Origin of the sequence: Rhodanobacter sp. MP1X3 (assembly GCF_014207165.1) — a bacterium.
Taxonomy (GTDB): domain Bacteria; phylum Pseudomonadota; class Gammaproteobacteria; order Xanthomonadales; family Rhodanobacteraceae; genus Rhodanobacter.
The window spans coordinates 261,883-286,524 of record NZ_JACHCO010000002.1; the positions used below are offsets into that span (position 1 = coordinate 261,883).

28 protein-coding genes and 1 riboswitch are annotated in these 24,642 nt (G+C 60.2%); of the genes, 16 read left to right on the plus strand and 12 right to left on the minus strand.

The window, feature by feature from the left end; genetic code table 11:
- The first annotated feature begins 16 nt into the window (after positions 1–16).
- From HDE79_RS07620 to ureG, 8 genes are all read left to right on the plus strand, one after another.
- Complete coding sequence (locus HDE79_RS07620; protein WP_184601344.1) at positions 17–922, plus strand: urease accessory protein UreD; 906 nt, start codon at positions 17–19, stop codon at positions 920–922.
- Positions 923–972: 50 nt separating this feature from the next.
- Positions 973–1,275: an urease subunit gamma gene (gene ureA, locus HDE79_RS07625; protein WP_184601345.1), complete on the plus strand. Its 303-nt coding sequence runs from the start codon at positions 973–975 to the stop codon at positions 1,273–1,275.
- Between the two features lie 100 nt (positions 1,276–1,375).
- The gene (locus HDE79_RS07630) at positions 1,376–1,711 is read left to right on the plus strand and encodes an urease subunit beta (RefSeq protein WP_343205926.1); all 336 of its coding nucleotides are present in this window, start codon (positions 1,376–1,378) and stop codon (positions 1,709–1,711) included.
- Positions 1,712–1,724: 13 nt separating this feature from the next.
- Entirely contained in the window at positions 1,725–3,428 is a 1,704-nt protein-coding gene (ureC, locus tag HDE79_RS07635) for an urease subunit alpha (protein WP_184601346.1), read from the plus strand.
- Positions 3,429–3,490: 62 nt separating this feature from the next.
- Positions 3,491–4,021, plus strand: a complete 531-nt coding sequence (locus HDE79_RS07640) for a GNAT family N-acetyltransferase (RefSeq protein WP_184601347.1) — start codon at positions 3,491–3,493, stop codon at positions 4,019–4,021.
- A gap of 22 nt (positions 4,022–4,043) precedes the next feature.
- On the plus strand, positions 4,044–4,580 hold the full coding sequence (ureE, locus tag HDE79_RS07645; protein WP_184601630.1) for an urease accessory protein UreE: 537 nt from the start codon (positions 4,044–4,046) through the stop codon (positions 4,578–4,580).
- Complete coding sequence (locus tag HDE79_RS07650; RefSeq protein ID WP_184601348.1) at positions 4,570–5,268, plus strand: urease accessory UreF family protein; 699 nt, start codon at positions 4,570–4,572, stop codon at positions 5,266–5,268. Before ureE ends, HDE79_RS07650 begins: the two co-directional genes overlap by 11 nt.
- Positions 5,265–5,930 (plus strand): urease accessory protein UreG, encoded by a 666-nt coding sequence (ureG, locus tag HDE79_RS07655; protein WP_184601349.1) that lies wholly within the window; start codon positions 5,265–5,267, stop codon positions 5,928–5,930. The genes HDE79_RS07650 and ureG overlap by 4 nt, the downstream gene beginning before the upstream one ends.
- Positions 5,931–6,134: 204 nt before the next feature.
- Here ureG and HDE79_RS07660 read toward each other — a convergent pair whose 3' ends face one another.
- Positions 6,135–6,356, minus strand: a complete 222-nt coding sequence (locus HDE79_RS07660) for a hypothetical protein (protein WP_184601350.1) — start codon at positions 6,354–6,356, stop codon at positions 6,135–6,137.
- A 97-nt stretch (positions 6,357–6,453) separates the two neighbouring features.
- Between HDE79_RS07660 and katG the strand changes: the two genes are divergently transcribed.
- The gene (gene katG / locus HDE79_RS07665) at positions 6,454–8,709 is read left to right on the plus strand and encodes a catalase/peroxidase HPI (RefSeq protein ID WP_184601351.1); all 2,256 of its coding nucleotides are present in this window, start codon (positions 6,454–6,456) and stop codon (positions 8,707–8,709) included.
- Positions 8,710–8,928: 219 nt separating this feature from the next.
- On the opposite strand, the gene HDE79_RS07670 is transcribed toward katG, so the two are convergent.
- Both HDE79_RS07670 and HDE79_RS07675 read right to left on the minus strand, forming a co-directional pair.
- Positions 8,929–9,534, minus strand: a complete 606-nt coding sequence (locus tag HDE79_RS07670) for a response regulator (RefSeq protein ID WP_184601352.1) — start codon at positions 9,532–9,534, stop codon at positions 8,929–8,931.
- A 111-nt stretch (positions 9,535–9,645) separates the two neighbouring features.
- A complete protein-coding gene (locus HDE79_RS07675; protein WP_184601353.1) occupies positions 9,646–10,026 on the minus strand; it encodes a S4 domain-containing protein in 381 nt (126 codons plus the stop codon).
- A gap of 68 nt (positions 10,027–10,094) precedes the next feature.
- Here HDE79_RS07675 and HDE79_RS07680 point away from each other — a divergent pair, with 68 nt between their 5' ends.
- Positions 10,095–10,370, plus strand: a complete 276-nt coding sequence (locus HDE79_RS07680) for a hypothetical protein (RefSeq protein WP_184601354.1) — start codon at positions 10,095–10,097, stop codon at positions 10,368–10,370.
- A 38-nt stretch (positions 10,371–10,408) separates the two neighbouring features.
- Here the strand turns inward: HDE79_RS07680 and HDE79_RS07685 are convergent, their stop codons facing one another.
- Together HDE79_RS07685 and HDE79_RS07690 are read right to left on the minus strand one after the other, a co-directional pair.
- Positions 10,409–10,975, minus strand: coding sequence for a response regulator (locus HDE79_RS07685; RefSeq protein WP_184601355.1), 567 nt, complete (start codon positions 10,973–10,975; stop codon positions 10,409–10,411).
- A 72-nt stretch (positions 10,976–11,047) separates the two neighbouring features.
- Positions 11,048–11,950, minus strand: coding sequence for an AEC family transporter (locus HDE79_RS07690; protein ID WP_184601356.1), 903 nt, complete (start codon positions 11,948–11,950; stop codon positions 11,048–11,050).
- Positions 11,951–12,079: 129 nt separating this feature from the next.
- Between HDE79_RS07690 and HDE79_RS07695 the strand changes: the two genes are divergently transcribed.
- From HDE79_RS07695 to pnuC, 3 genes are all read left to right on the plus strand, one after another.
- Positions 12,080–13,216, plus strand: a complete 1,137-nt coding sequence (locus tag HDE79_RS07695; RefSeq protein WP_184601357.1) for a phosphotransferase — start codon at positions 12,080–12,082, stop codon at positions 13,214–13,216.
- Between the two features lie 31 nt (positions 13,217–13,247).
- Positions 13,248–13,344: riboswitch (TPP riboswitch) on the plus strand.
- Between the two features lie 60 nt (positions 13,345–13,404).
- Positions 13,405–15,600 carry a TonB-dependent siderophore receptor gene (locus tag HDE79_RS07700; RefSeq protein ID WP_184601358.1) on the plus strand — a complete coding sequence of 732 codons (2,196 nt, stop codon included), beginning with the start codon at positions 13,405–13,407 and terminating at the stop codon, positions 15,598–15,600.
- A gap of 16 nt (positions 15,601–15,616) precedes the next feature.
- Positions 15,617–16,204 carry a nicotinamide riboside transporter PnuC gene (pnuC, locus tag HDE79_RS07705; RefSeq protein ID WP_184601631.1) on the plus strand — a complete coding sequence of 196 codons (588 nt, stop codon included), beginning with the start codon at positions 15,617–15,619 and terminating at the stop codon, positions 16,202–16,204.
- A 106-nt stretch (positions 16,205–16,310) separates the two neighbouring features.
- Here pnuC and HDE79_RS07710 read toward each other — a convergent pair whose 3' ends face one another.
- From HDE79_RS07710 to HDE79_RS07720, 3 genes are all read right to left on the minus strand, one after another.
- On the minus strand, positions 16,311–16,886 hold the full coding sequence (locus tag HDE79_RS07710; protein ID WP_184601359.1) for a hypothetical protein: 576 nt from the start codon (positions 16,884–16,886) through the stop codon (positions 16,311–16,313).
- A 69-nt stretch (positions 16,887–16,955) separates the two neighbouring features.
- Positions 16,956–18,722 (minus strand): DUF2235 domain-containing protein, encoded by a 1,767-nt coding sequence (locus HDE79_RS07715; RefSeq protein ID WP_184601360.1) that lies wholly within the window; start codon positions 18,720–18,722, stop codon positions 16,956–16,958.
- Positions 18,723–18,736: 14 nt separating this feature from the next.
- Positions 18,737–19,192: a hypothetical protein gene (locus HDE79_RS07720; RefSeq protein WP_255488326.1), complete on the minus strand. Its 456-nt coding sequence runs from the start codon at positions 19,190–19,192 to the stop codon at positions 18,737–18,739.
- On the opposite strand from HDE79_RS07720, the gene HDE79_RS07725 reads away from it, so the two are divergent.
- Positions 19,191–19,433: a hypothetical protein gene (locus HDE79_RS07725; RefSeq protein WP_184601665.1), complete on the plus strand. Its 243-nt coding sequence runs from the start codon at positions 19,191–19,193 to the stop codon at positions 19,431–19,433. The genes HDE79_RS07720 and HDE79_RS07725 overlap by 2 nt on opposite strands.
- A gap of 187 nt (positions 19,434–19,620) precedes the next feature.
- Complete coding sequence (gene cynS, locus HDE79_RS07730) at positions 19,621–20,091, plus strand: cyanase (RefSeq protein ID WP_184601362.1); 471 nt, start codon at positions 19,621–19,623, stop codon at positions 20,089–20,091.
- A 233-nt stretch (positions 20,092–20,324) separates the two neighbouring features.
- Here the strand turns inward: cynS and HDE79_RS07735 are convergent, their stop codons facing one another.
- The 4 genes from HDE79_RS07735 to HDE79_RS07750 form a co-directional block, all read right to left on the minus strand.
- The gene (locus HDE79_RS07735; protein WP_184601363.1) at positions 20,325–21,833 is read right to left on the minus strand and encodes a SulP family inorganic anion transporter; all 1,509 of its coding nucleotides are present in this window, start codon (positions 21,831–21,833) and stop codon (positions 20,325–20,327) included.
- A 9-nt stretch (positions 21,834–21,842) separates the two neighbouring features.
- Positions 21,843–22,526, minus strand: a complete 684-nt coding sequence (locus HDE79_RS07740; protein ID WP_184601364.1) for a carbonic anhydrase — start codon at positions 22,524–22,526, stop codon at positions 21,843–21,845.
- 137 nt (positions 22,527–22,663) lie between these two features.
- Entirely contained in the window at positions 22,664–22,999 is a 336-nt protein-coding gene (locus HDE79_RS07745; RefSeq protein ID WP_184601365.1) for a hypothetical protein, read from the minus strand.
- Between the two features lie 270 nt (positions 23,000–23,269).
- Positions 23,270–23,674, minus strand: coding sequence for a DoxX family protein (locus tag HDE79_RS07750; RefSeq protein WP_184601366.1), 405 nt, complete (start codon positions 23,672–23,674; stop codon positions 23,270–23,272).
- Positions 23,675–23,991: 317 nt separating this feature from the next.
- Here HDE79_RS07750 and HDE79_RS07755 point away from each other — a divergent pair, with 317 nt between their 5' ends.
- Positions 23,992–24,624 (plus strand): DUF4124 domain-containing protein, encoded by a 633-nt coding sequence (locus HDE79_RS07755; RefSeq protein ID WP_184601632.1) that lies wholly within the window; start codon positions 23,992–23,994, stop codon positions 24,622–24,624.
- Positions 24,625–24,642: the final 18 nt, after the last annotated feature.

Genomic DNA, 24,642 nt, shown 5'->3' on the forward strand with positions numbered 1-24,642 from the left:
TGCAGGGATTTCTTCGTTGTCCTACCGCTCGATGCCAGATCACGTACCCGACATCGAAGCCAGTCTGCAGGCTTCGTCAGCGGGCGCGTGGTCGGCACGACTGGAACTGCGCTTTGCCCGTCGCGATACCGCTACTCAAGCCGTACATCGCAGCCATCGCGGACCGCTGCGCGTGCAACGCATGCTGTACCCGGAAGGCCCTGGCTGCTGCCACGCACTGCTGCTGCATCCACCCGGCGGTATCGCCGGTGGCGACAAGCTTGAAATAGACGTCCAGATGGAACGTGGTGCGCATGCCCTGCTCACCACGCCGGGCGCAGCCAAATGGTATCGCGCAGGCCACGCCGCACCGGCGCAACAGTCGCTACACCTGACCATCGCTGACGACGCCTGCCTTGAGTGGTTGCCACAGGAGTCGATCCTGTTCGACGGCGCGCAAGTTGTTCAGCAGTGCGAGATCAACCTGGCACCGCGGGCGGCGATGTTCGGCTGGGACATCGTGCAACTCGGGAGGTTGGCTGCGGGTGAACGATGGAAGCACGGCTTCTGGCAACAGCGTCTCGCGCTGCTTCGTGACGATCATCCGGTCTGGTTGGAACAGGCCCATCTGGCGGCCGATGATCCGCTGCGCGATTCATTACTGCGGCTGGCGGGCCACAACGTCTTTGCCACGGCCTGGGCGTGTTCGCCACGGCTATCGGCCAACCACGTCGAGGCGCTGGCCGCCGCGCGCGCCACGGCGACCCGATTCGACCTGCCCTGTGGCATCACCTGGCTTGCCGCTCCCGCGGAGTTACTCGTGATTCGCGCACTCGGCGCCAGCGGTCACACGGTGCGTGAATTATTCGAAGCGTTGTGGCATACCTTGAGACCATGGACAGCGGCCATGCCATCGCAGCGACCGCGCATCTGGTCTACCTGACATCGTTCACCTGATTTGACATCACGAAAGCGATTGGACATGAGAGCCGTATGGAACTGACACCCCGCGAAAAGGACAAGCTGCTGATCTTCACCGCCGGCCTGCTGGCCGAACGGCGCAAGGCGCGCGGGCTCAAGCTCAACTATCCCGAGGCGGTGGCGTTTATCAGCGCAGCGATCATGGAAGGCGCGCGCGACGGCCGCAGCGTCGCCGAGTTGATGCACTACGGCACCACCCTACTCGCTCGCGACGACGTGATGGACGGCATTGCCGAGCTGATCCCGGACATCCAGGTCGAAGCCACCTTTCCCGATGGCACCAAGCTGGTGACCGTGCACGACCCGATCGGCTGAGCTAACCGCAAACTTCGAGGATCGTCATGCGCCGCACGTTCTCCCGTCATCCTGCCTTTGCTGTCAACATCCATTCGCTGCCGCCGACGCGGGAGACCACATGAACCCCAGCGCCATGACTCAAGGCCTAAAGATCCCCGGCGAATACCTGATCGACGAGGGCGAGATCGCGCTCAACGTCGGCCGCGAAACGCTCACCCTCACAGTGGCCAACACCGGCGACCGGCCGATCCAGATCGGCTCGCACTACCACTTCGCCGAAACCAATACCGCGCTGCATTTCGACCGCACCGCCGCGCGTGGTTTCCGGCTCGATATCGCCGCCGGTACCGCGGTGCGTTTCGAACCCGGGCAGTCACGCGAGGTCATCCTGGTCGCGCTGGCCGGTGACCGTGTGGTCTACGGTTTCAACGGTGATGTCATGGGGCCGCTCTGATGGATATGCAGGAATGACCACGCTCAGTCGCCGCGCCTACGCCGAAATGTTCGGTCCCACCACCGGCGACCGCGTGCGGCTGGCCGACACCGACCTGATCATCGAGGTGGAAAAGGATTTCACGACCTACGGCGAAGAAGTGAAGTTCGGCGGCGGCAAGGTGATCCGCGACGGCATGGGCCAGAGCCAGCGACAGACCACCGACTGCGCCGACACGGTGATCACCAATGCGCTGATCGTCGATCACTGGGGCATCGTAAAAGCGGATGTCGGCCTCAAACACGGGCGCATCAGCGGCATCGGCAAGGCCGGCAATCCCGACATCCAGCCCGGCGTGACCATCGTGATCGGACCAGGCACCGAGATCATCGCCGGCGAAGGCCTGATCCTTACTGCCGGTGCGATCGACAGCCATATCCATTTCATCGCCCCACAGCAGATCGAGGAGGCGCTGATGTCCGGCGTCACCACCATGCTCGGCGGCGGCACCGGACCCGCGACGGGAACGAATGCCACCACCTGCACGCCCGGACCGTGGCACATGCAGCGGATGCTCGAAGCGGCCGAGGCGTTTCCGATGAATCTCGGCTTTCTCGGCAAGGGCAACGCCAGCCTGCCCGAAGCACTGCACGAACAAATCGTCGCCGGCGCGATCGGCCTGAAGCTGCATGAGGACTGGGGCACCACGCCTGCGGCGATCGACTGCGCGCTGCGCGTGGCCGATGCCACCGACACACAGGTGGCCATCCATACCGACACGCTCAATGAATCGGGCTTTGTCGAAGTGACGCTGGCCGCGTTCAAGGGTCGCACCATCCACACGTATCACACCGAGGGCGCCGGCGGCGGGCATGCGCCGGACATCATCAAGGCGGCCTCGCTGCCCAACGTGCTGCCCAGCTCGACCAATCCCACCCGGCCGTTCACCGTCAACACGCTGGACGAACACCTGGACATGCTGATGGTCTGCCATCACCTCGACCCAGGCATTGCCGAGGACGTGGCATTCGCCGAGAGCCGCATTCGCCGCGAAACGATTGCGGCGGAAGACATCCTGCACGATCTGGGTGCGTTCTCGATGATCAGCTCCGACTCCCAGGCGATGGGCCGTGTCGGCGAAGTCATCCTGCGAACCTTCCAGACCGCGCACAAAATGAAAGTGCAACGCGGTTCGCTCGCTGGCGATCCGGCGCGACACGACAACGGCCGGGTGAAACGCTACCTGGCCAAGGTCACCATCAATCCGGCGATCACCCATGGCATCAGCCACGAGGTCGGATCGGTCGAAGTCGGCAAGTGGGCCGACCTGGTGCTGTGGAAGCCCGCTTTCTTCGGCGTAAAACCCGCGCTGATCCTCAAGGGCGGCAGCATTGCCGCGGCGCCGATGGGCGATCCGAATGCCTCGATCCCCACGCCGCAGCCGGTGCATTACCGGCCGATGTTCGGTGCGTTCGGGCGCAGCCTGACGCAGAGTTCGCTGACCTTCGTTTCGCAGGCCGCTATTGACGATGGTTTGGGCGAGCGTCTGGGGCTGCAGAAAAATTTGGTCGCCGTGCGCCACTGCCGCACGATCGGCAACGCCGACATGATCCACAACGCCGCGACACCGGATATCCAGGTCGATCCGCAAACTTACGTGGTGACCGCCGATGGCGAACGCCTGTGGTGCGAACCGGCCGAGGTGTTGCCGATGGCGCAACGCTATTTTCTTTTTTGATATTTCTTTGATATTTCCCGCTTTGCATCGCTGGCGTCTGCTCTGCCTTATTGGAGGTATGCATGATCGAGATCGTTCCCTTTCATGAAAAGTACCAAGCCGCCCTGACCGAATTGATCCTGCCGATTCAACAGGCTGAATTCGGGATTCCAATCACTCTGGAGGCGCAGCCAGATCTGCTCGATATCACCGGTTTTTATCAACGTGGCAGCGGCCAGTTCTGGTTGGCAGTAGCCGACGACGCAGTAATCGGCAGCATCGCCTTGCTTGATATGGGTCATGGTCAGGCGGCGTTGCGCAAGATGTTCGTGGCCAAACCCTTTCGCGGGGCCCAGCATGGCGTTGCCCAACAATTGCTCGACACCTTGTACGAGTGGAGCCGTACGCACGGCGTACATACGGTGTTTCTAGGCACCACCACCCAGTTTCTGGCTGCGCAACGCTTCTATGAAAAACAGGGTTTCCAAGTCATCGATCGTGATGACTTGCCCGCTACATTCCCAATCATGAGCGTAGACAGTCGCTTCTACTACCGATCGATCGTCGCGCCGCAGAATAAATCCACACCTGCTTTCAGCGCATGCCGCGAATGAATGGGAGGATCTCGTGCTGATCATGCTGCGTCATATGACTGCAACCGATGCTGACACCGCCGTGCCGGTTCAAACCCTAGAGCTGAGCTTCGACCAGCGCAAGCGCAGCCGGCACCGGCTCACCCTGCCTGACGGCCGCGAGCTGGCCTGGGCGCTGATGCCCGGCCTCATGCTGCGTCCGGGTGACCGGCTAGAGGCCGACGACGATTCGGTGTTTATCGTGGTAGCCGCGGCCGAGCCCGTGCTGCGCGTCACCGCTGCTACGCCGCTGGCTTTGACGCGCGCGGCTTATCACCTGGGCAACCGGCATATCCCAGTGGAAGTCGGCGACGGCTATCTGGCGATCACGCCTGATCCCGTGCTGCGCGACATGCTCGACCAACTTGGCGTGCAGATCGATGCGATCCAGGCACCGTTCCAGCCGGAGACCGGTGCCTACGGCGGCGGTCACAAGCATGGCCACGATGCGACGTTTGCCGAAGACTACGCGCTGGCGCAAGCGGTATTCCGGCGGCACGAACCAGACCTTTCGCCGCTGCGCGATCCGCATGCGCGCTGATCCGTCAAACCTGCCAGCGCTGTTGCAGCTGGCATCAGCAGCACTACCGGTCGGCGCCTTCAGCCATTCGCTGGGGCTGGAGGCCGCGCTGGAAGCTCGCGTAGTGTTCGATGCGGCCAGCGCCGAGCAGTGGATCGCCGATTACCTTGCGCTGGCCTGGGCCGAAGGCGAGGCGCCGCTGTGGCGCGCGCAATATGCCGCCTGGACCGAACTTGATGAGCAGGCGATCGCGACACTCAACGCCCAGCTGATCGCCATGCGTGAAACCGCCGAGCTGCGCATGGAAAGCGAGCAGACCGGGCGTTCGCTGGCCCTATGGCTGCAGGCGCTACCGCAGTTGCATACCTTGACCGACGCCCATCGCGCCGTGCTGGGTTCGCTACACCCGCCAGCCTACGCCAGCGTGCATGCTTGCGCGGCCGTGGTGCTGGGTCTGGCCGATGAGCGCGACGCCCTGTATGCGATGGGATGGAGCCTCGCGGAAAACCTCACCACGGCCGCGGTGAAACTGGTGCCGCTGGGGCAGATTGCGGGACAGGCGATCCTGCGCCGCCTCGCCAACCACCTGCCGGCCTGGGTCGAAGAAACGCTTGCCCGGACACCGGCACAGGCCTGCAACTTCACGCCGATGCTGGGCATTCTTTCCGCGCATCACGAAACTCAATACACGAGGCTGTTCCGCTCATGAGCATCGCATCTGCCGCACACACGCACGCACCTTCTCGCCAGCCCCGCACGCGCACGCTGCCGCCACTGCGCGTGGGCATTGGTGGCCCGGTCGGTTCAGGCAAGACCACCTTGCTGGAAATGCTGTGCAAGGCGATGCGCGATCGTTACGACCTGGTGGTGATCACCAACGACATTTACACCAAGGAAGACCAGCGCCTGCTCACCGTAGCCGGCGCACTGGAACCGGAACGCATCATGGGCGTGGAAACCGGCGGCTGCCCGCATACCGCGATCCGCGAGGATGCCTCGATCAATCTCGAGGCGATCGAACGCATGCTCGACGTGTATCCCGATGCCGATATCGTGTTCATCGAATCCGGTGGCGACAATCTGGCGGCCACGTTTTCGCCGGAGCTATCCGACCTCACCATCTATGTGATCGACGTGGCGGGCGGCGAGAAAATTCCGCGCAAGGGCGGCCCCGGCATCACCCGCTCCGACCTCCTGGTGATCAACAAGACCGATCTCGCCCCTTATGTCGGCGCGTCGCTGGAGGTTATGCGTGAAGACACTTTGCGCATGCGCGGTGACAAGCCGTTCGCGATGACCGACCTGCGCCGACAAGACGGTCTTGATCAGGTCATCCGCTTTATCGAAACGCAGGGCCTGCTACTGCCCTGATAGCGCGCGATCCGGTCGATTGACGCACCAACGCCAACGCAGCAGCTGATGCTCGCCAGACTTCCATTGATGGCGATTGGCCACCAGCCGCTCTGGAACAAGACCGCCCCGAGCGGAACTGATCGGCCTCACTGCCGTCCCATGACGTAGAACAACAAAACTGTCATAGGCCAGCACTATCGTTTGCATAAGAATAATCAAATTCTATTGATGATAAGCAGCGCGTAGATTCAAAGAACCACGCGTCATCCGCCAGCCACTCTTGTCCGCAACTCGCAAGGAGCCCGCACCATGAGCAACGATCGAAAAACGTCTGAGCAGCGATGCCTGTGTTTCGGTATCCGACAACCAGAACAGCCCCTCACCGCCATCCCCCGCGGTCCTTTGCTGGTTGAGCACTAACAGCCCCTCAAGAAGCTGGCGCATCACTCGATGCCATTAGCAAAAACCATTTCATTTATCGGTGCTCGGACTCCAAACCGGACCGGGTAACCAGATTCAAACGACCAAAGGTGGAGAACACATGTCAACCGAAGCGAAATGCCCGTTCAATCACGCCGCAGGTAGTGGCACATCCAACCGCGACTGGTGGCCGAACCAGCTGAACCTGAAGATCCTGCACCAGCAATCGTCCCTGTCCGATCCCATGGGCGAGAGCTTCGACTACGCCAAAGAATTCAAGAGCCTCGACCTCGCAGCGGTGAAGAAGGATCTGCTGGCGGTGATGACCAATTCGCAGGATTGGTGGCCGGCGGACTTCGGTCACTACGGTCCTTTCTTCATTCGCATGGCGTGGCATAGCGCCGGCACGTACCGCACCGGCGACGGTCGCGGAGGTGCAGGTGCAGGCCAACAACGCTTCGCGCCACTGAACAGTTGGCCGGACAACGTGAGCCTCGACAAGGCGCGGCGCCTGATCTGGCCGGTCAAGCAGAAGTATGGCCGCAAGATTTCCTGGGCCGACCTGATCATCCTCACTGGCAACGTCGCGCTGGAATCGATGAACTTCAAGACCTTCGGCTTCGCGGGTGGCCGTGAGGACGTGTGGGAGCCGGAAGAAGACGTTTATTGGGGCTCGGAAAAGAAATGGCTGGGCGGCGACTCGCGTTATGGCACGGAAAAGCCGGGTGACGGTGTGATCGTCGCCGAGGCGGAGCTGCATGGCAGCGAAAAGAGCCGTACCGACAATGGGCGCAACCTGGAGAATCCGCTCGCTGCAGTACAGATGGGCCTGATCTACGTGAATCCGGAAGGCCCGGATGGCAATCCGGACCCGGTCGCGTCGGCAAAGGACATCCGCGAGACCTTCGGTCGCATGGCAATGGATGACGAAGAAACCGTCGCGCTCATCGCGGGCGGCCACGCCTTCGGCAAGACCCACGGTGCCGGTCCTGCCGATAACGTGGGGCCCGAGCCCGAAGCTGCACCCATTGAGCAGCAAGGTTTCGGATGGAAGAACAGCTATGGCACGGGCAAAGGCGCTGATGCGATTACCAGCGGTCTGGAAGTGACCTGGACCAGCACGCCGACGAAGTGGAGCAACGAGTATTTCGAGAACATGTTCCGTTACGACTGGGAGCTGACGAAGAGCCCGGCCGGTGCGAATCAGTGGACACCGAAGAACGGCGGCGGTGCCGGCACCATTCCGGATGCTTTCGACTCGTCGAAGCGTCGCGCGCCAACCATGCTGACCTCGGATCTCGCCCTGCGCTTCGACCCGATCTATGAAAAGATTTCGCGCCGCTTCCTCGAGAATCCGGACCAGTTGGCCGACGCGTTCGCCCGCGCCTGGTTCAAGCTGACGCACCGCGACATGGGACCACTCGCACGCTACCTCGGCCCGGAAGTTCCTTCCGAAGAGCTGCTCTGGCAAGACCCGATTCCCGCACTCGACCATCCAGTGATCGACGAAAAGGATATCGCTGCGCTCAAGAGCAAGGTCCTTGCTTCAGGCCTGTCTGTATCGCAACTGGTATCGACCGCATGGGAGTCCGCATCCACCTTCCGCGGCTCCGACAAGCGCGGCGGCGCAAATGGTGGCCGCATCCGCCTGGCACCGCAGAAGGACTGGAAGTCCAACCAGCCGGAGCAACTCGCGAAAGTGCTGAAAACGCTCGAAGGTATCCAGAGCGAGTTCAATGGCGCGCAGTCGGGCGGCAAGAAGGTCTCGTTCGCCGACCTGGTTGTGCTGGCCGGTTGCGCGGGCGTGGAGCAGGCGGCGAAGAATGCCGGTCACTCGGTAACGGTTCCTTTCACGCCGGGACGCACGGATGCCTCGCAGGAGCAGACTGATGTGCACTCCTTCGGTTTCCTCGAGCCGATCGCCGATGGTTTCCGCAACTATCTCAAGGGCAACTACAGCGTCTCGGCTGAGGCGTTGCTGGTCGACAAGGCGCAGCTCCTGAACCTGACAGCACCCGAAATGACCGTGCTCGTTGGCGGCCTGCGTGTGCTGAACACCAACGTCGGACAGACCAAGCATGGCGTCTTTACCAAGCAGCCTGAAGCACTGACCAACGACTTCTTCCTGAACCTGCTCGACATGGGTACCGAGTGGAAGGCAGTGTCGGGCGGCACGGATGAGTTCGAAGGTCGCGATCGCAAAACCGGCGAAGTCAAATGGACCGGCACCCGCGTCGATCTCGTCTTCGGCTCACACGCTCAGCTGCGTGCCTTGTCTGAAGTCTATGGGAGCTCCGACGCAAAGGAGAAGTTTGTCAAAGACTTCGTCGCAGCCTGGAACAAGGTGATGAACCTTGATCGCTTCGAGCTTGCCTGATCAAGACGGTATCGAAGAAGTAGTTATCCAACTACCTATTTAGACGGCTAAATGCAAACGGCGGCTCGCAAGAGCCGCCGTTTTTCTTTGATTGGTATTTGCCGGTGCACAGCTCAACCGTATTCGGTGCGTTAACGAACATGTAGGTTGGTGATGAGCGCAGCGAATCCCAACGAACCCGCGGAATGAATGTTGGGATTCGCTGCGCTCATCACCAACCTATAAAAGCTTGGCCAATCCAGCCGCCGGCTCAAACCCGTGCACGACCTTGGCATCCGGCATCGCGACGTCGGGAATCTCATCGTGCAAGGCGGTAGCAAGCGGAGTCACCGGCGCACAGATCGCCATCGTGGCCGAGCGAAGTGCCAACCGACCCGACAGCACCAGCTGGCCGATGCGGTGATAGACCTCGTCACGACCGAACGGTTTTTTCATGAAGTCGTCGGCACCGAAGCGTTGCAGATAAAATTGCTCGGTCGCCTGCGCATTGCCGCTGATCATCACGATGGGAATGTGCTGTGTACGCGGGTCATGCCGGAGGGCGCGCAGTACGTCGAAACCGTTGAGTCCAGGCATCACCACGTCGAGAAAAATCAGCGCGGGCTGCTCCCTGATGGCCATGATGATCGCGCTGTGACCATCGGTCGCCTTCAGCACCTCGTAATCGTCCTGCACCAACATCTTGCCGAGTACCGCGCAGATCGTCGGCGAATCGTCGACCACCAGAATACGTGCACCGATCGCGGCCTGCGGACGCGCACCGGAGCCTACGCTGTTGAGCAGGCGCTGGAGAAAGCTCACTTTGGCAAAGCCGGCCGCGCTCATGGGTTCATCCCTTTACATTCAAATCCACTCATGATGAAACGGCGTAGCACCGTGGCAGTGGATGTATTGGGATAGTTCCGCAAATTTCGCTGGCAGAATGCGATGCACTGCTCAGCGCGAGTCCTTCATCCTGCGCAGATCGCGGCGCGCATGCTTGTCAGGGCGCGATGGCGGGTGATCAAAGGCCGCACCGCTCAATCGCCGCTGTTCCTTGAGCGCCTCGCGCGTGGTGCGGCTGGCGTCGGTTTCCCGATAAAGCGTCTGCGCCATGCTCGCCGGGCCACGCTTGTCGGACAACGCCAGCACCTGCACTTCCATCCGCTCGTCACCGCGGACAATCTTCACCAGATCCCCGACGTGCAGGGCCTTGGCCGGTTTGCAGCCGAGATCATTCACGTCGATCTTGCCGCCCTCGATCGCCTGCTTGGCGAGGCTGCGCGTCTTGAAAAAGCGTGCGGCCCACAGCCAGATATCGGCACGCATTTCACCCATGGAGTTGCTCTCTCGGTCACTCATGGCGGATAGTGTTATCTCATCGACGTCATGGATGGAAGAAAAGCATGGATTGGAATACCTCCGGTATTTTCATCGGCGGCCTGCTCCTTATCGGCGGCTACTTGCTCGGTCGTATGAGCAAGACTTTCGAAACGATGCGCGAGTCGCATCTCCGATGGACGCCGGACCTCACCATCGACGATGCCGATATCGAAGCAGCCGTTCGCGCCAGGAAGAAAGTCGAAGCCATCAAGCTCTACTGCCAGCGTACCGGCACCGACCTGAAAGAAGCCAAGCAGGCCATCGAAACGCTGGCGCAGCAGATCAATATCCGACTCTGATGCTTGCTGCCCGCAGGCAGCATGTCGGAATTCCGCTCTTATTTCAGCAGATCGTTCTCGTCAGGCATGGCTATATCTGGAATTGCGTCATGCATCGCCTGATCTACCGGCTCCGTCACCATCGTTTCACCGACGCGTTCACGCACGATCAGTCGTCCGCTCTTCGACAGCTCCTGAAGCCGCGCAAACACCTCGCCACGACCAAACGGCTTCTTCATGAAATCGTCAGCGCCGAAACGCTGCACGTAAAACTGCTCGGTCGCCTGCAGATTGCCGCTGATCATCACGATCGGAATATCGTGTGTCAGCGACTCACGGCGCAGCGCCCGCAGCACGGCAAAGCCATTCATGCCCGGCATCACGATGTCGAGAAAAATCAGGTCCGGCAGTTCGCTGCTGGCCAACACGATAGCCTCCTCGCCAGAGGTCGCCCGGATAACCACGTGTCCATCCTGGCTGAGCATCTTGTCCAGTACCGCGCAAATCGTGGGCGAGTCGTCGACCACCAGCACGTGTACGCCTTTCGGCACACCGCTTCGAGGCTCCGCGCGTCGCTCGGTCTGGCTGCTGGCAAAGATCCGCTTGATCCGTTCGAACGTGGCCATGAAACGACACTCCCCTGAGTATGCGGTCAGTCTCGGCGCAGCCGTGCCAACACGCAAGCGTCGCCAACGCGTCTAGCTGCCCAGCATCCAGTTGCCCAGCGGTATGGTGGCCAGCGACAACACGGTCCCGACGCTGAGAATGGTATTGGCCAGCGACGGATCAAGATCATATTCGTCGGCAAGAATCGCCGCGGAAATCATCGGTGCCATTGCCGCCTGCAACACGCCGATCGTCAGCACCAGCCCGTGCACGCCAGCCAACCGGCCAACAGCCAGACACAGCAATGGCGCCAGCAAAAGCTTCCAGCCCAAACCTGCGCTCACCGCGCCGAGCTCGTGCTTGCCCAGGCGAAACTTGAACTGCAGGCCGACGGAAAACAGCGCCAGCGGCGTCAGTGTCGCACCCAGCGGAACGAGCACGCTGTCCAAGCCCGCCGGCCAGCCGCCCAGGCGACCGACCACGATACCGATCACCAACGAGACGAAAGCGGGAAAGGTCAGAATGCGCTTGACGATCGTCCCCGGCTGCGGCGTGCGCCCGGCGTAGATCGACGCGACCATCACGCCTGCCGATGCCAGCAGCGGAAAGCAGCCCAGCTGATCAGCTACCACGGCCAGCGTCAAACCCTCCCTGCCATGCAGCGCCTGCATCAGCGGGTAGCCCATGAACGAGGTATTGCCCAGCCCGCAGACCAGGACCAGCGCACCGATGCGTCCACGCGACCAGCCCAGTCGAGGCCCCAGCAAGCCAAATACCAGCCATACGCCGAAAAACGTGATCCACATGGTCGCGACCAGAAACCACAGCTGCGGGTCGAACGTGACCTTGGGTATCAGCTCCAACACCAGCGCCGGCAGCGCTACGTTGATCACCCACCAGTTGATGCCCGGCACGATGCCGGCGGGCGGCTTTGCGAAGCGCGCGACAAGTACGCCAAGCACAAGGCAGACGAACAGCAGTAACAAGGCGCTCATCGGATCTCGCGTGGCAGCGACAATAGCGGCCATTAGACGCGATGCCGCAGCCAGCCGGAAGCATCGTCCGCAGCGTTCGGCGATAATCCCCCAGCCAGCCACGATTCGCGCGACCCGCGCCCACTGCCAATGTCCGATACGACCCACCGCGTGCACGGCCTGGCCGATGACAGCGTGACACCCGACTGGCCAGCCCTGTGCACGGACGAGATCATCGAGCTGCTGCAGCGCTATCCGTCACTGGGTACGCCCCTACATATTCGCTGGCATAGCCCGCGTCCACTGTCGGCAGCGGCACTGGTCGACACCACGGCAGGCACGATCTTCGTCAAACGCCACCATCGACGCGTGCGCTCGGTCGTCACGCTGACCGAGGAGCATCGCTTCATCGCGCATCTGCGCACCGCCAACATGCCGTTACCTGAGGTGTTTGTTGGTTTGGACGGCCAAACGGCTGCAGCAATAGGCAACTGGGTCTACGAAGTACACGCCACCGCCGACGGCATCGACCTTTATCGCGATGCCGTATCGTGGTCACCGTTGAGTGAACGCGGGCACGCGCTGGCCGCCGGTCGCATGCTGGCCACGTTGCACGATGCCGCCGCCGGATACGACGCGGACCAGCGCCGCACGCACATTCTGGTCGCCCGCAGTGAACTGATTGCCGCTACCGATCCCATCGCCACGCTGCGACTGCAATTGCCCAATCGGCAGGGCCTCGCCGACTACCTTCGCCAACGTGACTGGCCGGCCGAGCTGCAGCGCATGCTGGCGCCGTGGCATCCGACGCTGTCGACGCGACTGGTGCAGCAACCCTCGCTATGGACGCACAACGACTGGCACGTGTCCAACCTATGCTGGAGTGGGGCTGGCCACAACGCCCGCGTCACTGCGGTGCTCGACTTCGGACTGGCCTCGCGCACATTCGCCCTGTTCGACCTGGCCACCGCGATCGAGCGCAATGCGATCGCTTGGCTGGCACTTGAAGGCGGAGGTGACGCCGTGCGCACGGACATGGCGTTGGCGTTCATCGATGGTTATCGTCAAGTGCGCCGACTGACCGCCGATGACATCCATCTGCTGGCCGATCTGCTACCGCTGGTACACTTCGATTTCGCCCTGTCCGAAGTGGAATATTTTCACGCCATCACCGGCTCGCGCGCCAATGCGGACGTCGCCTACGACACTTTCCTGCTCGGCCACGCCGCATGGTTCGGTACGCCGCCGGGACAGGCGTTATTGCAGGCCATTCACGACCAGGCCTGACGCATGACTCACATTTCGTGATTCAATAGCGGTCTTGAAGCGGGGGTGCCCGGCGTTTGCCGGGCTGAGAGAGTCCCTTGGAACCTGATCCGGTTAATACCGGCGTAGGGAGCTTGCTGAGTCGTTGGCGTCCATCCGGGCGCGCGGCTGGCCGTCGCTTCGTGTGTGCAACCACGAGACGATGATCAATGACGCTTACCCGTACCCCTCTTATGTTCGCTCTGCTGTCAGTCCTGACGCTTGCCAACGCGTCCGTCGCATTGGGCGATGACACCGTGCCGAACGAATCGCAAGCGACGCCGCTGGCGACGATCAAGGTCAAGGCCAAAGCTGACAAGGGATACCGTGCCGAGAGCTCGCAAGTCGACACCTTTGGTAGCTTCGGTAACGCGCCGCTGCACGATACGCCGGCCGCGGTCACGGTGATTACCCGCGACCAGCTCGACGACCGCCAGCCGCGCACGCTCAGCGAGATCGCGCACTCCGATGCGGCACTCGGCGACAACTACGCGCCGGTCGGTTACTACCAGGATATTTCCATCCGCGGCTTTCCGCTGGACCTGGCCACCGGCTTCCGCCTCAACGATATGACGATTACCGCCGAGCAGCTGACACCACTGGAAGACAAGCAGCAGGTGGAAATCCTGAAGGGACTGGCCGGTCTTGAAGCTGGTGTGGTGGCGCCCGGCGGCCTGGTCAACTACGTCAGCAAGCGGCCTGCCGACGTGCATACCGTCACCGTGGGCACGGACTCGCACGGCTCGCAATATACGGCCTTGGACGTGGGCGGCTGGCTTACGCCGAACTTCGGCGTGCGGGTCAACGCAGCGCACGAGGACATGCATTCCTACGTCGACCATACCAACGGGCGGCGCAGCTTCATCTCGCTGGCGGCGGACTGGAAGATCAGCGCCAACGCCACCTTGCAACTGGATACCGATTATCAGACCAGCGGTCAGCGCTCGGTATCCGGCTATCAGCTGCTAGGCGGCACCACACTGCCGCCGCATCCGAGCAGCACGCAACTGCTGGGTTACGAACCGTGGCAGCAGCCGGTCGGCATCCATGCCAGCAACACCACGCTGCGCTTCAATTACCTCTTCAGCGACAACTGGAGCGCACAGCTTTCCGGCAGCCACAGTCACAGCGTAATCGATGACAACGTGGCTTACGCGTACGGCTGTTTTTATGCCGCTGCCTGCGCGAGCGGTGCCACCCCAGGCTATTTCTTCGCGCCCAACGGCGACTACGACATCTACGACTACCGCAGCCCCGACGACACGCGTGAGAACGACGAAGCGCGTGCCGTGCTCAAGGGCAGTTTCGACATCGGCAGCGTAAGCAACGAGGTCAGTCTGGGCACCAGCGCCTTCCGTCGCACGCTCGATCAGCGCCCGTATGTTTACGATTATGTCGGCACGGCCAATATCAGCGAGTTCAACCCGCCCTACTACGCGATGTCGCCCGACGAGCCCGGTCCGTCCGCGCGCACGCTGACCAGCTGGCAGCATTCGGTGTTCGGGCTCGATCGTATGCACTTTGGCGAACAGTGGCAGGTTCTTCTGGGCGGCCGCTTCGTGCACCTGCAGGAGCGCGCCTACGATCCGTACGGCGTGCTTCAGCGCGATACGCGCTTGAGCAAGGTACTGCCGCAGGCCGCCGTGATGTGGCAGCCGACGGCACCGCTGACGTTCTACGTGAGCTACAGCGAAAATCTTTCGCTGGGCGCCCAGGCGCCATACTGGACCTCCAACGGCAACGCCGTGCTGCCACCGCTGCTGTCGCGCCAGGTCGAAGCGGGCGTGAAGTACGCCTGGAGTGATGCCTTGGATCTCACCGCCGCGCTCTACCGCATCCGCCAGCCGTACCAGTTCGCGCAACCCAGCGATACCGCTGCCGGCTTCACCTTCGTGCAGGAGGGCATCGAAGAGCACACCGGGCTGGAGCTCAACGCTGACGGTCGCCTCACCGACAATCTGCGCCTCACGGCCAGCTTCAACTTTATCCAGGCAGAGGCGCATGACACGGGCACGCCTGCGTACGAAGGCCATCAGGTGGTCAACGTGCCACGCGCGCGTTCGGCCGTCTATCTGGACTACCGCTTGCCGTTCGCCAACAACCTCAGCGTGCTCGGTGGCTGGCGCTACGCCAGCGCCAATCCCGCCACACCCAACGGCCTGGTCAGCGTGCCTGCGTATAACGTGTTCGATGCCGGCCTGCGCTATACCACCGCACTGGACGGCCATGCGCTGACCTGGCGACTGAATATCGACAACCTGTTCAACCATTTCTACTGGCGCGATACCGGCACCTCTGGAGGCGATAGTTTCCTGTTTCCGGGTGCGCCGCGACTGGCGCGGCTCTCCGCGACCCTGGCGTTTTGAGGCTGCCTTGATGGAAATGTCCTGGATCGAACTCTTTGGCGCACTGCTCAGCGCGTGGGCTGTATGGCTTACTGCGCAGCGGCGGCCGTGGTGCTGGCCGATCGGCCTGCTCTCGGTGGCGGTTTACGTCGGGATCTTTGCTGAGGCGAAGCTGTACTCCGACGCGCTGCTGCAGGTCGCTTTCGCCGTGCTGATCGTCTACGGCTGGTTGCGCTGGCTACGCAATCTCGATGACGACGGCCGCGTGCAGGTCGCTCCGCTGCCAACCAGAGAGGCCGCCGCGCATATCGCACTCGGCGTCATCGGATCACTGATGCTTGGCTTCGCCATGCATCGCTGGACCGATGCCGCCCTCCCCTGGCTTGACGCCACCTTGACCGCCTTCAGCCTCGTCGCACAATGGTGGCAGGCGCGACGCCATATCGCCGCATGGTGGCTGTGGATCGTGGTGGATGTGATCTACGTGGGCGAATACGTCTACAAACACTTGCTGATTACCTCGGTGCTGTACGCCGGGTTCATCGTGCTGGCGGCGATCGGTGTGCGCAGCTGGCGGCAAGCCGGTCGGGCGCATGCGTTGAATTCAAAAGCAGCGGCGGCCTGACATCGTGGCAACCGCGCGTCGTCTGTGAAACTGACTTGTCAGGTGGATCAATGGTGAGGCGATCGGCTTTCATCATGTGATCGAGAGATGTGCTGCCGAGAATTATTTATTCCGACAGGAGCACATAGTCACCGTCATTGCCGTAACGCTTGATCTGTTTACCGACCTTGGCGCAAAGCGCCTCACCGCAGCGGGTCAGCGCACCGGTCTGCGTGGCGTGCAAGACATCCTGATCGAACTGGGCAATCTTGATCTCGCGCATGCTGTCCCACACGACGAAACCTGCGCCACCGACGGCGAACAGCGCACCGATAAACAGCGCGAGCAAGCCCTTCCACACCAGTGCATGCTGCACGATAGACAAGCCTTTGCGCTGCTCGTCCATCGCCTGCGCCGCCCACTGCGCAGCCCGCGTGCTCGACTGCAGCTGCTTGTCGAATTCGCCAACGGCTTTCGATGCACCTTGCAGAACGGCCTGATGGACGTGCTCTCCGATAAGCCGTGTGACCTCTTCGACAAATTGTTCGCTATTGCCATCCAGTCGACGCAACCCTTCGTCCAGGGCCTCCGTGCTGGCCTCGACCCGCTGAACGGCCTGTTCGCTTCTGTCGTCCAGCCAGCTGGTGATGGTCGCCATTTGCAGCAGCTGCTGCTTTAGCTCGTCAATATCTATGGCTTCCATAGTCAACTCTTGGAAAGTCTAAAAAAACCCCGGTTCAACATTGGCGGCCAGCCTCGAGACAGACCATCGTCAACGTTGCCGACCCGGCGGTGGGAGCGAAGTCGGAGTTGCTTCATGCTGCGGTTTCGGAGCGATGGCGTTCTCTTGTGCCTGCTGCGCCTGTTGTGCCTGTTGCCGCTCCTGCGCGCCTTGTGTCCGCGCCGCAATGGCTGGATTTAACGGAGTGTTTATAGCGTCGTGCAGCATTTTCGCTGATTGCTGCCTGTCGCCAGCAGTAGCTGCTCCAAACAAGGCGTTCATGGAATCACTCGACGCCTGCGACTGGCCGGCCGAGCGACCACCCTCTGCCGCCAACGGCGCAGTCCGGATGGACGCTGACTGTGATCGGTTTGTTTCACTTTCAGGCTGGAGCTGACTCCCTCTGCTATAGACCACGTTGCTCGCTAAACTTTCTCGAAAACCTCCAAACAGCTCCTTGTTCATCGGCTTGGGATCTTTCTCCGATAAATCGCCTGGATTTATCTTTCTATCCTGCCCGCCGGGACTGTCTCTCGTTACGGCGCCTGCACCAAACATGTATTGCGCCTTGAATATGGCATTGCCGTTATACGAATGATGTATGTAACAGTCCACCTTGTCGGGCTCGTCACGCAGCTGCATCTTGAGCGCGGGGTTAAGCGCATTCTGGTAATTAATCATCATATTGCAGGAACGGTTCGATAAACCGTTGCAAGCATAGCTACCTCCTACATCGGAGTGCGAGCCGGGTGCCCACAAGCTGAAGAAGCGCCCATCTTGCGATATTCCATTAATATTTTTTTTGTCACCCAGCTTTTCGTCAGGAATGATCGAAGAAACTGGAAAGGCCCTACGTTTCTCATCCATGGCACTAAGCTGTACACCGGAGATAACTGATGGCGGCATCTGACGGTTCATCTTACTCAGATGACCGGTGCCCACAGGATCAAACAAGCCAATGGTCTGTGGTGTCTTACCCGGAGCCACAAGGTCAACAGGGTTGTCCCGAAACTTCAAGTCGCGCTGCCCGTACTTATCCACAGATTCGGCAATCGGCAGAAAACTGGCTGGATGCTTTATCCCGTTTTCCTCCACTTTGTTCAAAAAGACTGCAGCAGTCTCCGCGCCTCGACTGAAACCGTATGCCGAAACGACGACCTTGATTCCCTCCCCCTTGGCCTTGGCCTCACTTTCCCATACCAGGGTTTGTTCGCACAGCCTTTGGTACATGGTATTGGCCCGACTATTAGCGCTCCAGCCGGTTGCCAGGTCCAGATTGTCATTCACCATCGGTGAAGTTTTGACGCCATCACTGACTGACTGCCATTTATTCGCCGTGGCAGCCGTCATGGCATCCAGTCTTCCACGCAGTCCTCCGTGCCGGTCCGCTTCAGGCACGCCTTCGCTTCGAACCGCATCTCTCTTCGCAGCAATTTTTTCCCGATCGGCATCAGTAAACTGGTTGTTTACACCGGTACCCGGCCCGGCAATGTATTGCACGGCGGTGTGAGGTGCGTGACCGCTTTCGACTGCCTTGAGACCCTGCGTATACATGTAGTAAACGTTCGTTGCCCCACTCGGATCCTTATGCCCGTCGTTGCCGGTTCCGTCAAAGAAAGCAGTAAATACCTTTATTTGCGTTTTATCATTCGACCCTCCCGAATCGACAGGATTTTTCGTCAAATCAGGCACACGAAAAGCTGATATTTTTTTCCTGTCTTCTTCAAACGCATCAAACTGGGCAGCCGTAACCGGAGTCGCATCTTTGCGCTCATCGGCTTTCTTTTGTGCAAGTTGTTCCGGATCTGAAAGAGGCATCCGTTTTCTCCCAATTAGTAGACGTGACTCCAAGCCAGAATCAGATCTTTACGGAACGTGCTGAAGTTGTTCCCCGGAATCTGTTCGGCTTTTGTGAGGATAAAAGCCCGCATGTAAACCTTGATGGTGCGATCGTTTATCTCCAGGAAAATATCCGGCGCTCCGTTGAAGGAGTCTTCCAATATTTCCGAGTCCGGTACGCGGCAGAAGATGCGTTGATCGCTGAAGATAGCGCCAATATCCACCCGCGCTTCGTGCTCGACGCCATCGAGTGACACCCAGGTCACTTCGGCAGGGGCCGGAAAATTACCAATACCCACAAAGGAGGCCTGGGCCCACTGGTCCTGGTAATCAGCCGAACGGGGTGGCGGCGACGGTTCATCCTCTGCGCCGGATGGGCTGAGGTCAGACTGGTTGTAGATCACACTGCAGCGAACCGTGTTGTAACAGTGGACGCCGAAGGCATGCATGTTGAACCGCAGCGAAGATGCGTTGGCCGTCAAGTCCTGTATGCCAGCAGCATCTATGGAAGAGGGGGTCATGGTGTCATGGCATCCTGTCGTGAATAGGAAAAAAGCCAGCAAAGTCGCGAATATGGATCAATTGGTCGAGTCGTTTCTAGCTACGTCCGTTCTTCATGTTGAACGGTTTGATCCTAAGACCCTGAAGCTGACGACACAATATCAACGCCGACAATTCGGTTTATCTTGATAGTACAAGGTAACTGATAGCAGGCGCTTCTGCTGCGGTAGATCGTCAAAAGTGCGGGCCATAGTCACATCTTCTGTCATAAGTTTTTCAAATGCATTGCGGCCGCCGCATGCGACGTGCAAAGAAACCCCGTTGAAATCGCAACGACGATCTAACCAATCTGCCATTCCCGCATCGGAGAAAAATCATGCCGCATTCGCAAGTCAGCCAGGATCCACGCCTCGATCTCACCGACACAATCATCGACGCCAAGACACGTAAAAATCTTACCTGGCAACAACTAGCTGAAGGCACCGGCCTGAGTCTCGCCTACGTCACTGCCGCCCTGCTCGGACAGCATCCGTTACCGAGCGATGCAGCGAAACTGGTCGCGCAACGGCTCGATCTCGATCAAGACGACATCACGCTGCTACAAACAATACCCATGCGCGGCAGCATTCCAGGCGGCATTCCTACGGACCCGACCATTTATCGTTTCTATGAAATGGTGCAGGTATACGGCACCACCTTGCGCGCTTTGGTGCACGAGCAATTTGGCGACGGCATCATCAGCGCCATCAACTTCAAGATAGATATCAAGAAAGTCGAAGACCCCGATGGTGGCTCACGCGCAGTCATTACTCTCGACGGCAAGTTCCTGCCGTACAACCCGTTCTGATATGAGCAAGCTGAAAGCACGTATCAGAATATATCCCGCACCAAACATTGGCACGGGCATAAAGCTATCTAATCAAATCTGAAGCCATGAATCGATGGCAATGACCCTGATATTCGTCAAGGTCTCGCCACCATCGAAGTATCAAAGGTCACGGCAAGAACGATCCTCGACCATGAACATCGGACTTTAAGAGTCATTTGTTCGCAATCAAGAATCGCTCCTGCCTTCCCTGGTTACGCCGCCACGCGCCGTCCCTCGACACGCGCATCCAGTGCCTTCCAGTCGACCACCAGCTCACAGCCGCGCGTCGACGCGTTCCGCGACCATTCGCGCAACATTTCCAAACACGCCTGATCGACATGCAAAAGGCGATCGAGCACCAGTGTCAGCCGCGTGTTGTTGGGCACACGCTCCAAGGTACGGGCCATGCTTGGCACCTTGAGAAACGTCGCCGAGCCTTCCAGATGCAGCGATGCCTCACCTGGCGTGGCATGGTCCTGCAGGCCGATTTTCAGCTTGGACGACAGCAGCGCCAGGCGGAACAGCGACAGACCGAAGCCGATGATCACGCCTGCCAGCAAGTCGGTGGCGACAATCGCGATCGTGGTAGCCAGGTAGATTGCCGCGGTGCCCTTGCCGTAAGTAGCGAGGTCCTTCACTTGCCCCAGATTCACCATTTTCACACCGGTATACACCAGAATGCCGGCCAGACACGACACCGGCGTCATGCGCAGCAGCCACGGCAGCAGCATCGCCAGCACCAGCAACCAGGCACCGTGCATAATCGTCGCGCCACGCGTGGCGGAACCGGCCTGTACGTTCGCCGCACTGCGCACGATCACGCCGGTCATTGGCAGCGCGCCGAAAAAACCACACAGCATGTTGCCGATGCCCTGCGCCGTAAGCTCGCGGTCGTAGCGGGTGCGTTCGCCGTTATGCATGCGATCAACCGCTGCAGCCGACAGCAGCGTTTCCGCGCTCGCAATAAACGCGAACGTGACCGCGGCAATCAGCAGGGTGGGATCGAACACATCCGCCAAGCCCGTCCACGTCGGAAACGTAATCGCCGAGAACAAATTCGACGGCACGTCGACCTTTTTCACGGCAATGCCCGCCATCTGTACAACACCTGTCACGGCAACCACGGCCAGCAAGGCGCCCGGGACAAACTTCAGCTTGGTCGGCCGCAGCTTTTCCCACGCCAGCATGATCACGATGGTCGCCACGCCAACGGCCAGCGCTGCCTTACCGGTACCACCAGCGAAGGCATCCATCAGTGCACCCGGCAACGCGGCAAAGTTCTGCAGACCCTTCGCCGCCGGGCTGGCATCGAGCATCACGTGCGCCTGGGAAGCGATGATAAGAATGCCGATACCCGACAACATGCCAGCGACCACCGCAGGCGAAGTCATGCGAAACCAGATGCCGACGCGGCACAGTCCTGCCGCCACCTGGATCAAGCCCGCCAACAAAATCACCGGACCCAACGCCGCAACACCATGCGTGCGCACCAGTTCGAACACCAGCACCGCCAGACCTGCTGCCGGGCCACTGACCTGCAATGGCGAACCGGAGATAAAGCCAACCACCAGACCTCCAACAATGCCGGTAATCAGACCGGCGGCGGGCGGCATACCCGAGGCAATGGCGATGCCCATGCACAGCGGCAACGCCACCAGGAACACCACGACCGATCCCAACAGGTCGCGGCCAAACAGACCTTGCGAAAAGTAGTTTTTCATCGGGGCACCTTACGCGGCCGTGGCAACAAGCGAGGCAAAGCGAGTCCTCGGCGACGCCTCGGGCATGGCAGAGCCCGATAGCGGCACATCGACAAACTTGCCCTTGGTACCATCGAACACGCGCAGCTTGGCGTCAGGAATTTCGAAGATCCATCCGTGGATAGTCAAACTGCCTTTGGCCATGCCGACGGCCACCGCTGGCAACGTGCGCAAATGCTCAAGCTGAGCGACCACGTTCTCCTCGGTGAGGCAACGCAAGTAATCCTCCCCGTGCAAATGCGCACATTTCTCGGCAGTGACATGCTGCGCCACATCCGCATGCTTGAGCCAGGTTTCCACCGATGGCATGCCTTCGAGTTTTTCAGGATGTTGCAAGGCTTTCATCGCGCCGCAATCCGAGTGTCCACAGATCACGATGTGCTGCACCTTGAGCACCTTCACGGCGTACTCCACCGCAGCGACCACGCCGCTGACGTGCTGCGCATACGGCGGCACGATGTTGCCGATGTTGCGATAGACGAACAGCTCACCCGGCTGCGCCGAAAACATCATCTCGGGCATCACCCGCGAATCGGCGCAGGTAATGAACATCGTGTGTGGACTCTGGCCGTTGGCCAGGCGCTCGAATACCTCGCGCTGCTCGGGAAAAACTTCACGGCGAAAACGGGCAAAACCATCAATCATGCGTTCCATGGGATATCTCCGGAAATAGGTGGCCACGCCGCGAAAGCGGCGAAGCGAAAACAGATGCCCGTCTGCGCCGATGGCGCTTCGAAGGGCTGAAAGGAAGAGAAAGGCCGCGTCCGGACAGACGGCGGCAGGCATGGCGCCTAGACGATCGGTGGACGCAGCTCGGACGTGGCGTGCCACTGCAGCGGGGCTGCATGTGCCGTCGTCGGACGGGACTTTGGAGGTAGTGCCTGCGGCACCGTCAAAGCATCCGGGACATCAAGCGTGTCATTGGGGCCGTTATCCTCCGCCGACACGGTGTCATCAAGCGCGGAGGTATCGAGATCGCCATTGACGGTATCGACAACCGCAGCTACCGAGTGCACAGAGGTGAGACTCGCATGCGTCGCTGCCGCCGTACCCAACAGTCCGGCAAACAGCACCAACGCGATCAACGCGCGGAGCAAAGGACGGCTATGGATGAAGGCAGAAAGCATGCATCTAAAACTACGCAAATTGAATCACGCTGACAAGTGGTGCAGTGCAAAATGATTATCGATCTTCAGCTTGGCTTCTTTTGGACGTCCGGACATCGCGCCACTACTGCGTTTCCAAGGAAAACGAAATAGCCGTCTGATTCAGTTAACAGCAATTTTTGCAATGGCTCTCGATGGTGATCGAACCATCATCAAGTTTAGAGATCGAACGAACGCCATGCTTCAATAACTGGCGTTCGTTCGGTTCAGGAGCAGCAAAACGGACACTTGTCAGTTCCAGCGGCCGTTACTGCCACCCACACTGAAACGTCCAGCGCCAAGCAGCGCGATGGCAACGGCGGTGCCCAAGTACATGCCCTGCAATTCCAGCGCCCAGCCGCCTGTATTAGCCAGCGAGATCAACTGACTCACATGCACCAGTGCGAGCGCGACAACCATGTTGATGGCGATGATCACCGCACCCAATCGCGCCAGCAGACCCAGGATGAGCAGCACCGGCGCAACAACCTCGCCGATATAGACGCCGTAGGCGATGAACGATGGCAGGCCAGCCTCGGCCACGACGCCAAGCACATAGCCCGGACCGTGGATCAATTTTGAAACACCATGAAACAAGATCAAGACACCCAGCACAACGCGAAGCACCAACTTGCCCAGATCAGTGGAACCTTGCATGGAAATCTCCTGAGTCCATCGGCATGGACCGTCGGCGATGACGGCGTGGATGACAATACAACCTGGCGACGCCAATCTCCACGCGCAAACCGTGCCCAACATGACTACTTTGCGCTAATAAATGGCCATCTGAAACGGAGCAGGTAGAGGCGCCGAAATCTGACTTCGGCATGCTCGAAACCAGAACAGCACGAACACGAGCCAGTCATCGTGGCGCCGCCAGGGAAAGCTATGGGGTGATTCAAAAGCAACCGTAATGCGGTATTTTCCACCTCAACGCTTTCATTACGTGGCGTTGGCGCAGAATGCACGTGACTATGGAAATTCTGACCCGGGAAAATCGCCTTCTGTGCGTCCTCATTCTGCTGCTGGGCGCTGCGGGATCTGCTGGCGCGCAAGACATCTACAAGTGCACCAAGAATGGGCAGGTCGCTTACACCGACCGACCCTGCCCTGGCGGTAAAGGCGAGTTGCTCCACCAGGCCGACGACAGCGAAATCATTGACCAATATCTCGACCTGGGTCAGGACGATGTCGCCAAACGCTATGCGGTTTCGCACAATATCGATTCGCTCTATAAACAGCGCCTCGAAGCTCGCAAGCAGCGGATGGAAGCCAAGGCCCAGCAGCAGGCTGACGAAGCCGCCCTGGAAAGACAGCGCGAAGAAGCCGACCGACAGCAGGCACTGATCGATGCCGCAGCCAGCCGCAGCCGGCTGCAAGGTGAGAACGATGCGCTGCGCCAGCAAAACGCCGAGTACCTTGATCAACTGTCCCAGCCGGTCAACAACAATGTGGGGCCGTACTACAACGCTGGCCCTGGCTACTGGGGCGGCGGCCCGCCTTACGGTGGTGGTCACGGCCCCGGCCCAGTTGGCCCGCCCACGCCAGCACCACCGCCCGTCTTCCACCCGTGCGTGCCAATTGCGGGCGGCACAGTGAAGTGTTGAGGGCTGGTAGCTGACTCC